Genomic DNA, 12,308 nt, shown 5'->3' on the forward strand with positions numbered 1-12,308 from the left:
GTCTGGCGCGGGTTTACGCGCTCAGGCTCTTGCGGCCACGTGCGCGGCGCGCATTCAGGATTTTGCGTCCAGCCTTGGTGGCCATGCGCGCGCGAAAGCCGTGGCGGCGTTTGCGCACCAGGTTCGAGGGTTGATAGGTGCGTTTCATCGCTCCGATCTCCGATCAATGGGGTGTTGCATATGAATCGCGCAGCACCCGGAATACGTCGTGAAGCCCGGTCTATAGGGGGCGGTTTTTGCGAAGTCAAACCCAAGCTGACCCTTCTGCAACAAAAAACCAATGAAATTTCCCGCCAATGTTTCATTCCTGCAAGAATAGGCGTCATAATGGGGGTGTTTCCATCACCCATGATCACCCCCACGTGAGCGCTATAGCGCCAGACTGGATCGAGACGCATTTACATGGCAAGCCACCGCAACGGGAAAGCATCGGACAGCGACATGGAAAATGTAAACCAGGGCAGCAAGCCCTCCATCCTTCGTCACGCCCCTCTAGGCGCAATCATTATCGCAGCGGTCGTCGGATATTTCACTTTGGGTGACTATCTGTCATTCGACACGCTAAACGAAAACCGCGAACAGCTTCTGGCCTTCCGGGACAACCACTTTGTGCTTATGGCACTGGCATTCATTGCCATCTATTTCACGATCGTGGCCTTCTCATTGCCTGGAGCAGCGGTGGCGTCGGTCACTGGTGGGTTCCTCTTTGGCCTTGGTCTGGGTGGGGCTTTCAATGTCACCGCAGCGACTTTAGGAGCGATTGCGATCTTCCTGGCGGCACGCTGGGGACTGGGAAAAGCTCTGTCCGCCAAAATGGACGCCTCAGAAGGCTCTTTGAAGAAAATCAAAGAAGGCCTGCGCGAGCATGAGATCAGTGTCTTGTTCCTCATGCGCCTTGTGCCTGTGGTGCCGTTTTTCGTGGCCAATCTCCTGCCTGCTCTTGTGGGGGTGCGGTTCATCAACTTTGCCTGGACGACATTTGTCGGCATCATTCCGGGCGCACTGGTGTTTACCTGGATTGGCGTGGGCCTTGGCGAAGTGTTTGACCGCGGCGAACGCCCTGATCTGTCCCTGTTGTGGGAACCACAGGTTATCGGCCCCATTCTGGGCTTGTGTGCCCTGGCCGCTTTGCCCATCGTGATCAAAACGATCCGCGGCAAAAAGGACATCTGATCAATGACACAATTGAAAGCGGATTTGCTGGTCATCGGCGCCGGCTCTGGTGGGCTGTCTGTTGCGGCCGGTGCAGTGCAGATGGGTGCCTCGGTTATCCTTCTGGAAGGCCACAAGATGGGTGGCGATTGCCTGAATTATGGCTGTGTGCCGTCTAAGGCCCTCATCGCGTCTGGTAAGGCGGCATATGCCCAATCTCACGCCAGCGCTTATGGCGTGGCCGATCTCAAGCCGAAAGTGGATTATGCTGCGGCCAAAGATCACGTGGCTGATGTCATCGCCACGATTGAACCTCATGACAGCGTGGAACGGTTCGAAGGGCTTGGCGTGCAGGTCATCCAGGAATTTGGCGAATTCATCTCACCCACCGAGGTGCGCGCCGGGGAGCACACCATAACCGCCCGCCGCATCGTCATCTCTACAGGCTCATCGCCCTTTGTGCCGCCCATTCCCGGCCTCGACACCGTGCCCTATGAAACCAACGAGACACTTTTTGAGCTGCGTGAACAGCCCAAACATCTGCTCATCGTGGGCGGTGGCCCCATTGGCATGGAAATGGCGCAGGCGCATGTCCGGCTGGGCAGCAAGGTGACGGTTATTGAGGGCATGAAGGCACTTGGCAAGGACGACCCGGAAATGGCTGCGGTTGTGTTGGACCGGGTGCGCGCTGAGGGCGTCGAGGTCGCCGAAGGCGCCATGGCCAGCGAAATTCGTGGCAAGGCAGGCGCGATTGAACTCGAAACCAAGGATGGCCGCGTCTTCAAAGGCACGCATCTTTTGATGGCTGTGGGGCGCAAAGCCAATACGGACCGCCTCAATCTTGAGGCCGCAGGCATTGAAACCACGCGCGCAGGCATCAAGGTGGATGCCGCGCTCAAAACCACCAATTCAAAGGTGTATGCCATTGGTGATGTGGCGGGCGGCCTGCAATTCACCCACGTGGCGGGATATCACGCCGGGATAATCATCCGCTCTGCACTTTTCGGGCTGCCTGCCAAAGCCAACCATGACCATATTCCATGGGCCACTTACACCGACCCGGAACTGGCGCAGGTGGGTTTAACCGAAGCACAGGCCCGAGAGGCGCATGGCGATGCGCTTGAAGTCGTGCGCTTCCCCTACTCCGGCAATGATCGCGCCATCGCCGAGCGCAAGACCGAAGGCCTGATCAAGCTGATGGTTGTCAAAGGCCGTCCGGTCGGCGCATCCATCGCAGGCGCACAGGCCGGAGAATTGATCGGGTTTTGGGCGCTGGCACTGGCCAATAAAATGAAAATGAAGCAGATTGCGGCCATGGTTGCGCCATACCCGACTTTGGGTGAGATCAATAAGCGCGCGGCAGGGGCTTATTTCTCTCCACGTCTCTTTGAAAGCGACGGTGTCAAACGTGTTGTGCGGCTTGTACAGCGCTGGCTGCCCTAACTCAGAAACAGGATCAAAATGCAGTTTCTCAAGTCACTCTCGGGACGGTTTCTTATCCTGACAGTCATCTTTGTGATGCTGGCAGAAATTCTGATCTTCGTTCCCTCCATTGCCCGTTTTCGGCAAGAGTTTCTTATGGACCGGCTGGACCGCGCACAGATTGCCTCTTTGGCGCTTTTGGCGGATGGCCAGATCTCGGAGGATTTGCAGGAAGAGCTTCTTTTCAACGCGGGTGTCTACAATGTCGTTTTGCGCCGGAACGAGGCTCGCCAGCTTGTGCTCTCGGCGCCCCTGCCCTCTGCGATCTCAGAGACTTACGACTTACGTGATCCAACGCCTGTGACGCTTATTCGGGATTCTCTCAAGTTTCTGATGCAGCCCAATGATGAAATCATTCGCGTGATTGGCGAGCCGTCAAACATGGGTGGCTTGCTTATTGAAGTCACTGTCGACAGCGCGCCATTGCGCGCGGCGATGCTGGATTACGGTTTGCGTATTCTTATCCTGTCGGCTGTGATCTCCGTTGTCACGGCTGCGCTGCTCTTTCTGGCTGTGCGCGGTTTCCTGGTCAAACCGATCCGTCGGGTTGTGGGCCACATGAAGGTCTATGCTGAAGCACCGGATGACGCGCGTCGCATCATTGAGCCGTCCTCAACCACCACCGAGATACTGCAGGCTGAAGAAGCGCTGAAATCCATGCAGCAACAGCTGACCGCCTCTCTCAAACAGCGCGAGCGGCTGGCGCAGTTGGGCGGTGCCGTGGCCAAGATCAGCCACGATCTGCGCAACATCCTCACCTCGGCGCAGCTCTTTACCGATCGCATCGAAATGAGCGAAGACCCCGCCGTCAAACGGATGGCCCCAAAACTGGTCAATTCGATCACCCGCGCTGTGCATCTCTGCGAGATCCACCCTGGCCTATGGCAAGGCCGAGGAGCAGGCTCCGATGCTCAGTCGCTTCATGCTGATCGATATCGTGTCGGACGTGATCGAAAGCGAACGCCTGGCGGTGGGAGACGCGGATGTCAGTTTTGGCGAAGATATTCCGCCAACGCTTGAACTTCGCGGCGACTCTGAGCAGATTTATCGCGTCATCTCGAACCTTGTGCGCAATGCGCGCCAGGCGATTGTGAACACCGGCAACGCGGGTGAAATCGCCATTTCCGCTGAAGAAACGCCTGCAAGCTGGGAAATCTGTGTGTCCGACACCGGCCCCGGTCTGCCGCCCAAAGCCAAAGAGCACCTCTTTCAACCCTTCCAAGGCGGCGCGACCAAAGGTGGCACAGGGCTGGGCTTGTCGATTGCCGCAGAACTTATCCGTGGTCACGGCGGTACCCTGGACTTGGAACGCAGCGACGAGACCGGAACAACATTCCGCATCTCTATGCCGCGCGGCGAAGTCTCTGCCGCCTAAGATTTTCCCAAACCCTCTTGCATTGCCCGGCACGAGGGTCTAGATGCCTGATCCGACGGACCGATAGCTCAGCTGGATAGAGTACCTGACTACGAATCAGGGGGTCGGGGGTTCGAATCCTCCTCGGTCCGCCACATTCCCAAACTGCAAGAGTGCGATAGCGTTCTGCTGCTTCTCTTTTTGCGCAGCGCATTGACCTCGCCGATCGCGTCAGCCTGCGACGCTCAGCGGCCACTGGCCGCGCTCGCCCCCAAAACCTCGAACTTGTCTTTGAGATATCGCATCAACGGCTCGGCTGAGGGCTCAAACCCGCAAGCCAGGGCAATGATATCACGCGGTTCATTGAGACCACCGTGGCGTTGCACGTGCGTGCGCAGCCACGACGTCGGAGCGCTCAGGTCACCTTTGCTCAAATGTGTCTCGAGATCCGGCACAGCCCTCTGCAATGCCTCATAGAGGCATCCGGCATACACATTTCCTAGGCTGTAGGTCGGGAAATATCCAAACAACCCAACCGACCAATGCACGTCCTGCAAAATCCCGTTTGAGGGCCGGTCAACATCGTATCCGAAATCAGACAAAAACCGGTCGTTCCAGGCAGCCTCAAGGTCGCTCACCTGAAGGTCACCCGACATCAACGCCCGCTCCAGATCAAAGCGCAGCATGATGTGCAGGTTGTATTGAACTTCGTCTGCCTCGGTCCGTATGTACCCGCGATTCACGTTATTTACCGTCCGATAGAACGTGTCTTCATCGGACACACCAAAGTCACCAAAAACATCCCGCATCCGGCCATAGAGATATCCGCAAAACGCCCGACTGCGCCCCAGTTGATTTTCGTAAATACGGCTCTGGCTTTCATGCACCCCCATCGACACGCCCTGCCCTATGGGCGTCAGGTGATAGGTCGGATCGATGCCTTGTTCGTAACAGGCGTGGCCGACCTCGTGGATGGTCGAATAGATGCAGTTGAACGGATCATCCTCGGCGGTTCGCATAGTGATGCGCACATCCTCGCCAGAGCCGCTGGAAAACGGGTGCACCGCCTTGTCAATGCGGCCGCGGCTGAGGTCATACCCAAAACTTTGCGCCAACTCACGGCTGAGCGCCACCTGCACCGCTTCGTCAAAAGATCCGGTCAGTTCGGGCGCTGCAGGCTGCGCCAGAGCCGCCTCGCGCAACGCCACCAATCCAGAGCGCATGTCCTCAAACATCGCACCCAGTTCAGATGCTGTCATTTCAGGTTCAAAGTCATCAATCAGCGCGTCATAAAGATCGCGACCATTGGCCAGCGCACTGGCCTCTTCGCGCTTGAGAGCGACCACGTCTTTGAGTGTTGGCAGAAAAGCAGATACGTCTTCCGCCTCGCGAGCTTCGGCCCAGATGCCCTGTGATTTCGAGGTCAGACGTGCCAGGGCTGTGGCCAAATCCGCCGGCACTTTGATCGCGCGCTCATAACTGCGCCTGATCAACCGAAGCTGCGCCGCGCCGTCCTCATCCGTTGCCTTTGCATTCGCCAGCCAGTCGCCAACCCGCGGGTCGGTGCGGCGCGCATGAAGCACCGCTTCCATCGCGCCTGCTTCCTCCGCGCGCTGCCCTGTGGCGCCACGAGGCATCACTGTTTCCTGGTCCCAGCTCAACCGTCCGGCCACCCGCGCCAGCGCCTGGCTTTCGCGCTCAAACGCCATCAACTCGTCAAAAGCAGACATCTTTACCCTCGTTGCAATGATTATCCGCGCACCGACTGCGCAATTGGATATTGGCTCAAAAACCGTGCCCGCAAGATCAGCACCCAAAGCACAACAGCCACAAACTGGTGCACGATCGCCACTTGCCAGGCTGCCACGTAGAGCACTGTGACAATGCCCAGCACAATCTGTGCCAGAAGTGCGAAGAAAGCGGCGGTGAAGGCTGCGCGTGTGGCCGCATGTGCACTCTTGCGTCCCTTGAGCCAGACCATGACCGCGAAGGCAAAAAGCAGATAACCCGTAAGACGGTGAATGAATTGCACCAGACCGGGGTTTTCAAAGAAATTGCGCAAGCCCAGCTCGGCCATCCAGATATCGGGTGGTAAAAATCCTCCCGCCATCAAAGGCCAGTCGGTATAGGTGCGCCCGGCATCAATACCCGCCACCAAAGCGCCGATGAGAATTTGGAGAAACGCGAAATGCAGCAACCCGGTCGAGAGGCCAAAGAGCTTTGCTTCGCGTCCGCGACGGGCCTGCATCAACTCGCGTTCTTCACGCCCCAGCAGCATGACATACCAAGCGATGAAGCCCAGAATGACAAAAGCTAGTCCCAGATGTACGGCCAGCCGATAGGAGGCCACATCCAGCATCTCGCCGCGCAACCCGGAGCTGACCATCCACCAGCCAATGGCGCCCTGAGCGCCGCCCAGCACACCCAGGAACAAAAGCCGTCCCGTCCAGCCCGGTGGTATCTTGCGTGTGGCCAGAAACCCAAGAAAGCCAACAGCCCAGACCAGGCCGATCACCCGGCCCAGCTGCCTGTGGCCCCATTCCCACCAATAGATGATCTTGAACTCTTCCAGGCTCATGCCCTTGTTCTGCAGCTGATACTCCGGGATTGCGCGGTATTTCTCGAATTCCGCGTCCCAGGTTGCCGCATCCATTGGCGGCAAGGCCCCCGTCACGGGTTTCCACTCGGTAATGCTCAGGCCGCTATCGGTAAGACGTGTGAGACCCCCAACGGCAATCATCACCACAACAAGCGCAAATAACACCATCAGCCAGACGCGCACCGCCCCGCGCGCACCACGCCTGCCGGCATCGATCATACCACCCTTAGGTGCAGATGGCTGCGCGGCGCCCTCGCCCACGTCTTCAAAGATGCTGCGTTTGTCGCTCATGGCCTCTTCCCCGGTTTTCATCGCAACCTAGCCTTGCGCCCGGTTGCCTTCAACCGCGCTCCTTCCAGCGCACCATTTGCCGCAGAACACCGTGCAGCATCTGCACATCGGCCCGCGTGAGGGGCATCCGGCTCCACATGTTGCGCAGATTGGTTTTCATGCTTTGGGCTTTTTCGTCAGGGAAAAAGAACCCGGCCTGACCCAAGCGATCTTCATAATGGGCTGAGAGCGCATCAACCTCTTCCTGCGAGGCCGGGACTGTTCCGGCCATATCGACCCTTTGGGACATGATCTCTTGTGTGGCTCGGCGCCATTCATAACCACAAAGCAATACACATTGCGCAAGATTCAGGCTTGGAAACTCCGGGTTCACAGGCACGTTGATAAGCGCATTGGCGCGGGCAATGTCGTCATTCTCCAGACCCGCACGCTCCGGCCCGAAAAGAACCGAAACCCGCTCACCACGCGCAATGCGTTCAGCGGTCTGCCGCATGGCCTCCTCCGGGCTCAGCACGGGCTTGGTCAGATCACGCACCCGCGCGGTGGTTGCCATCACGAAATGATCTTCGGCAACGGCCTGTGGCAATTCATCAACCAGCCGCGCCTCATCCAAAAGCCGCCCTGCGCCGCTGGCCATGGCATCTGCCGCCGGATTGGGCCAGCCATCACGCGGGGCCACAACCACCATCCGATCCAAGCCAAAATTCCACATTGCCCGCGCCGCTGCGCCGATATTCTCGCCCATCTGTGGGCGCACCAGTACAAAACTGGGTTGAGCCTGAACACCTGGCATCATCCATCCTCCATGCCTTCGCTTTAGGCCACAGGCGTGAGCCTGAAAACCCCCAAGCCTTTCTTCTTGCCTGAAATATCCTCGCCGAAGGCATGCCGAACATAGACACCCGTACCAAATTGCCGCTATAGCAGCGCAACGAGCTGCAGAAAGACCAGAACATGGCCGAGACAGAGCCACCGCGCCTTTACCTCATTACACCCTCCGAGATCGAATTGAGCCGGTTTCCCGGACAATTGGCGGATGTTCTGGATGCGCATGAGGTGGCCTGTGTGCGACTGGCGCTTTCAAGCCATGACGAGGACACGCTGTGTCGTGCGGCTGATGCCTGTCGCGACGTGACCACGCCGCGTGATGTTGCGCTGGTGATCGACACGCATTTTGTGCTGGCCGAGCGATTGGGCCTTGACGGTGTCCACCTGACCGATGGTGCGCGCTCGGTGCGCAAAGCGCGTAAGGCGCTTGGAGCGGATGCCATCGTCGGGGCTTTTTGCGGAACCTCGCGACATGAAGGCATGAATGCAGGTGAATCCGGGGCCGATTACATTGGTTTTGGCCCCGCGGGCCTGTCGGCTCTGGGAGATGGCACACAAGCTGATCCCGAGCTTTTTGAGTGGTGGTCGCAAATGATTGAAATTCCCGTGGTTGCCGAAGGTGCGCTTGACCCGGGCACGATCCAAACCCTGACACCGAACACGGATTTCTTTGGCATCGGTGATGAGATTTGGCGACAGGACACGCCGAGCAAGGCTCTTGAAAGCTTAGTCTCTGCAATGCGCTAGGCCTGTGTCACGTCTCCTGTTGTCGTCCCTCAGGCATCCCGCTGCGGACATGTTTTTCCAGTTCAGCCGCCAACGTCTTGCGCCCGTCGAAATCCGCGACAGCCAAAGGCGCATGGTAGATCACCCGCACGCGTCCTTGCCGTGTTGATGCCAGAACCTGCAACGCATGTGGACCCAGATCCATATCTCCCCACCATCCATAAAACCTGGGTTCCTCTGAGTTTTGCGGCGCTTCATATACCACTGTCACGGGCTGAATATAGGCGATGTCACGTAGGCTTTGTGCGAAAAACGCTTCGAAAAGTGTTGATTTAAATGGCAAAACTCTCATTCCGTCCGTGGACGTGCCCTCGGGGAAGAACAACAGCTTCTGACCGCGCTCCATCCGCGCACGAAACATTGCGCCCTGAGCCATCGCCTCATGCCGATTGCGTCGGATGAAGGCTGTGTCCACCAGACGCGCCAGCCAGCCGATCACGGGCCAACCTGCAACTTCGGCCTTGGACACAAAGACAACCCGCTGACCGGCATTGAGCACCAGGATGTCAAGCCACGAAGAATGGTTAGCCACCACCGCGCCACCCGTTTGCATCGGGCGCCCCACGGTGTCGCGCCGTAAACCGAGAACCCAAAGCCCGACACGAAACACATTTTGTGTCACAGGCGCCGTCAGCGGTCGCCGTATGTCCCAGATTAGCCTCTCTATCGGGCGCAGTATGAGTGTGAGCAGGAGACCTATGAGCAAGACAAGTGCCATGGCCGAGCCTCGTAACATCGCCCGCACAAGCCCCAAAGCGCCAATGCGATCTGGCTTGGGCCCCTCTCCATCGTCCCAGGTGAGGTTCATGCTTTAACTTCTTTGGAATAAATGGTTTTCCGCCGCTCGCTTAGCCGATCTGTATCCATGATCAGACAGACATCTGTGGTGTTAAAGGCGTGGTCAATAAAGGCGCCTTCGCCAACAAATCCACCGAGCCTCAGATACGCCTTGATCAGTGCGGGAACCGCCAGCATGGCGGCCCTTCTGTCAATCTGGGCCTCCGGCAGCAGGTTCATGTTCTGAAAGGACGTCTCCAACGCCCGCACCCGCAAGGTTTCGGGCGCCAGATGACGGTGATGCAAAAGCGATAAAGGCTGTGCGAGCGACCGCGCATCGGTGCCGTGAAAACTTGCCACGCCGAAAAGAATTTCGACATTGTGCTCTGCCACATACCGCGCCAGTCCGTTCCAGAGGTGATACATTGCCGCTCCGCCACGATAGTCGCGCGCCAGACAAGATCGCCCCAATTCCATGCATTTGCGGCCAGACCGTTTCAGGACACTCAGATCGTACTCATCTTCTGAATAGAACTGTCCCACCTGCGCGGCCTGATCGTCTCGTAAGAGCCGGTAGACACCTACGATGTCTCCCGAGCGCGCTTCATCCAGTAGCAACAGGTGATCGAAGAACGGATCGAACTGGTCCCGCTCCAGTCGAGCGTCATGATCGACCAGCGGCCCATCGCCCCCCAGCTCGTCGATGAAAACATCATATCGCAAACGCTGAGCCGCGCGCAGATCAGCGTCGTTCTCAGCAAGCCGGACGGTGAACTGCGCCGCGTCAGACAGCATTTGGGATCACGCTCCTTTTCGTGGCGTTCTACTGGCATTCGCAGCTGGGCTGCAACCCATGCAGATGTCCTTATGCGCCCTAACACTATTGACGTGTGGCTTTGCTTGTTACACACTTTAAACGAGTATTAATCCTTTACTAACCACCTTTATGGTTCGATGACCGGCATCAGAGCAACCCGAGTCCCATCGATGACCACCTTTCCCGCATCGGGAAAATTGACTGTAACCTTACCCCCGACATTTGACTGGACCTGCCCTGTGCCCCAGTCGGGTTTTTGGGGGTGCTGGACCAGCATGCCGGGTTCCAGAATGGAATTGAGGTCGCTCATATCGTTTTGGCCCTTGAGCAGGAGAAAAAGACGTGTCGTATAATACCAACAGCCTTGCAACGATGATAGGGTCGCGCATTTGTCATGACCTGATCAGCCCGCTTGGCGCAGTGAATAACGGGCTTGAATTGATGCAGCTGTCAAATTCGACCGAAAGCCCCGAGATGTCACTTATCTCGCAAAGCGTCACTTATGCCAATGCGCGCATCCGGTTTTTCCGGCTGGCCTTTGGCATGGCATCCGAGGATCAGATGACCGGTGCAGAAGAAGTGAACACGATTTTGCACGACTTGCAGACCGATGGCCGGTTAAAGATCAGCGATTTCCCCCAAGGCGTCCATCCCCGCAGTCAGGTGCGCGCGATCCTGCTGGCGATACTCTGCGCTGAGCAGGCAATCCCTTATGGCGGTCAAATCGCGATCACCGAGCAGAATGGAACCTGGAACGTGATCGCGCAGAGCGATCGGCTGAAACCTGATCCAGAGTTGTGGGGCTTGCTCAATGGAACCGATCTGGCGCAATCTTTGACGCCCGCTGCGGTACAATTTGCAATTTTGCCAGAGCTATTGCCGGGAATTGGCATGGCTTGCTCCACGCGGCTTACACCGAACTATGCTGAGATCCGTATCACGCCCGCGTCGCACCATCCCCCGTCACAAGATACTTGAAACTTGTCAGTTGCGCGGCGCCCACCGGGCCGCGCGCATGCATCTTGCCGGTGGCAATGCCAATCTCGGCACCCATACCGAATTCTCCACCATCGGCGAACTGGGTTGAGGCGTTGCGCATAAGGATCGCACTGTCGAGGCGGGCAAAGAACCTATCCGCTGTTGCGTCGTCCTCGGTGATGATGCAATCGGTGTGGTTGGAGCCATATTTTCGAATATGATCAATCGCTTCATCAGCATTCTTCACGCGTTTTGCAGCCATGATCATCGCCAGGAACTCGAATCCCCAATCCTCCTCTGAGGCAGGTTTGGTTCCCTCGACACTTTGCAGAGCCGCATCCGCACGTAGCTCCACACCCTTCTCCATCAGCGCGCGCATGACGCCCTGTCCGATCGTGTCAACCACATCCTCATGCACCAAAAGGCATTCGGCCGCACCGCAGATTCCAGTGCGTCGTGTCTTGGCGTTGATCACAACCTTGAGCGCCTTGTCCGGGTCGGCGTGTTTGTCGATATAGATATGCACGATGCCTTCGAGATGGGCGAAGACCGGCACCCTTGCCTCACGCTGCACCAACCCGACAAGACCCTTGCCACCACGCGGCACGATCACATCAATAGTGTCGGTCATGGTCAGCATTGCCTGAACCGCTGCGCGGTCCCGCGTCGGGACAAGCTGAATGGCGTCTTCCGGCAGACCTGCTTCGGCCAATCCTTCGACCAGACATGTGTGAATCGCGCCGGAAGAATGAAAACTCTCAGAGCCACCCCGCAGGATCACCGCATTCCCGGATTTGAGGCAGAGCGCCCCTGCGTCCGCGGTCACGTTGGGGCGGCTTTCATAAATCACGCCAATGACGCCCAAAGGTGTGCGCACGCGTTTGATATGCAGGCCATTGGGACGATCCCATTCGGCCATGACCTCCCCCACCGGATCATCTTGCGCGGCCACAGCGCGCAGCCCCTCGCAAATGCCATGAATGCGCGCTTCATCCAGCATCAGGCGGTCCATCATCGCATCCGACAGCCCCTTGTCGCGGCCATAATCGAGATCTTTTGCATTGGCCGCAATGATGCCCGCACGCCCCGCCCAGACGGCATCTGCAGCCGCCTCAAGCGCTGTTTGTTTGACCTCTGCCGGAGCAACCGCCAAAGCACGCGCCGCAACTTTGGCACGTGCACCGATCTCGTCCATCAGCGCGGGAATATTGTCGAGGTCTTTCATGGCAACACCTTTTGTCTCT

Annotated in this window: 12 protein-coding genes, 1 tRNA gene and 1 pseudogene; 6 read left to right on the forward strand and 8 right to left on the reverse strand. The window is 57.8% G+C overall.

Annotation, left to right across the window (positions count from 1 at the left end):
* Positions 1-13: 13 nt before the first annotated feature.
* Positions 14-148, reverse strand: a complete 135-nt coding sequence (gene rpmH, locus RZS32_RS16645; RefSeq protein ID WP_005980833.1) for a 50S ribosomal protein L34 — start codon at positions 146-148, stop codon at positions 14-16.
* A 293-nt stretch (positions 149-441) separates the two neighbouring features.
* Here rpmH and RZS32_RS16650 point away from each other — a divergent pair, with 293 nt between their 5' ends.
* From RZS32_RS16650 to RZS32_RS16665, 4 genes and pseudogenes are all read left to right on the forward strand, one after another.
* Positions 442-1,173 (forward strand): TVP38/TMEM64 family protein, encoded by a 732-nt coding sequence (locus RZS32_RS16650; protein ID WP_317054682.1) that lies wholly within the window; start codon positions 442-444, stop codon positions 1,171-1,173.
* A 3-nt stretch (positions 1,174-1,176) separates the two neighbouring features.
* Positions 1,177-2,595, forward strand: a complete 1,419-nt coding sequence (locus RZS32_RS16655; RefSeq protein WP_317054683.1) for a dihydrolipoyl dehydrogenase family protein — start codon at positions 1,177-1,179, stop codon at positions 2,593-2,595.
* 18 nt (positions 2,596-2,613) lie between these two features.
* A pseudogene (locus RZS32_RS16660) lies at positions 2,614-4,009 on the forward strand (HAMP domain-containing sensor histidine kinase).
* Positions 4,010-4,066: 57 nt separating this feature from the next.
* Positions 4,067-4,143, forward strand: a tRNA-Arg gene (locus tag RZS32_RS16665).
* A gap of 90 nt (positions 4,144-4,233) precedes the next feature.
* Here RZS32_RS16665 and RZS32_RS16670 read toward each other — a convergent pair.
* Genes RZS32_RS16670 through RZS32_RS16680 form a run of 3 tightly spaced genes read right to left on the reverse strand, consistent with a single transcriptional unit; the run spans position 4,234 to position 7,671 of the window.
* Positions 4,234-5,718, reverse strand: a complete 1,485-nt coding sequence (locus RZS32_RS16670; protein ID WP_317054685.1) for a carboxypeptidase M32 — start codon at positions 5,716-5,718, stop codon at positions 4,234-4,236.
* A 20-nt stretch (positions 5,719-5,738) separates the two neighbouring features.
* A complete protein-coding gene (ctaA, locus tag RZS32_RS16675) occupies positions 5,739-6,878 on the reverse strand; it encodes a heme A synthase (protein WP_317054686.1) in 1,140 nt (379 codons plus the stop codon).
* Between the two features lie 49 nt (positions 6,879-6,927).
* Positions 6,928-7,671, reverse strand: a complete 744-nt coding sequence (locus tag RZS32_RS16680; RefSeq protein ID WP_317054687.1) for an RNA methyltransferase — start codon at positions 7,669-7,671, stop codon at positions 6,928-6,930.
* A 161-nt stretch (positions 7,672-7,832) separates the two neighbouring features.
* Between RZS32_RS16680 and RZS32_RS16685 the strand changes: the two genes are divergently transcribed.
* Positions 7,833-8,453 (forward strand): thiamine phosphate synthase, encoded by a 621-nt coding sequence (locus RZS32_RS16685; protein WP_317054688.1) that lies wholly within the window; start codon positions 7,833-7,835, stop codon positions 8,451-8,453.
* Positions 8,454-8,460: 7 nt separating this feature from the next.
* Here RZS32_RS16685 and RZS32_RS16690 read toward each other — a convergent pair whose 3' ends face one another.
* The 3 genes from RZS32_RS16690 to RZS32_RS16700 form a co-directional block, all read right to left on the reverse strand.
* The gene (locus RZS32_RS16690) at positions 8,461-9,300 is read right to left on the reverse strand and encodes a lysophospholipid acyltransferase family protein (protein WP_317054689.1); all 840 of its coding nucleotides are present in this window, start codon (positions 9,298-9,300) and stop codon (positions 8,461-8,463) included.
* On the reverse strand, positions 9,297-10,064 hold the full coding sequence (locus RZS32_RS16695; protein ID WP_317054690.1) for a GNAT family N-acetyltransferase: 768 nt from the start codon (positions 10,062-10,064) through the stop codon (positions 9,297-9,299). Before RZS32_RS16695 ends, RZS32_RS16690 begins: the two co-directional genes overlap by 4 nt.
* Positions 10,065-10,213: 149 nt before the next feature.
* Entirely contained in the window at positions 10,214-10,396 is a 183-nt protein-coding gene (locus RZS32_RS16700; RefSeq protein ID WP_317054691.1) for a DUF3553 domain-containing protein, read from the reverse strand.
* Between the two features lie 32 nt (positions 10,397-10,428).
* On the opposite strand from RZS32_RS16700, the gene RZS32_RS16705 reads away from it, so the two are divergent.
* Positions 10,429-11,064 carry a histidine phosphotransferase family protein gene (locus tag RZS32_RS16705; RefSeq protein WP_317054692.1) on the forward strand — a complete coding sequence of 212 codons (636 nt, stop codon included), beginning with the start codon at positions 10,429-10,431 and terminating at the stop codon, positions 11,062-11,064.
* On the opposite strand, the gene RZS32_RS16710 is transcribed toward RZS32_RS16705, so the two are convergent.
* Positions 11,024-12,289, reverse strand: coding sequence for a glutamate-5-semialdehyde dehydrogenase (locus RZS32_RS16710; RefSeq protein WP_317054693.1), 1,266 nt, complete (start codon positions 12,287-12,289; stop codon positions 11,024-11,026). The genes RZS32_RS16705 and RZS32_RS16710 overlap by 41 nt on opposite strands.
* Positions 12,290-12,308 lie beyond the last annotated feature (19 nt).

The sequence above is a fragment of the Roseovarius sp. W115 genome (assembly GCF_032842945.2).
Classification (GTDB): Bacteria; Pseudomonadota; Alphaproteobacteria; order Rhodobacterales; family Rhodobacteraceae; genus Roseovarius; species Roseovarius rhodophyticola.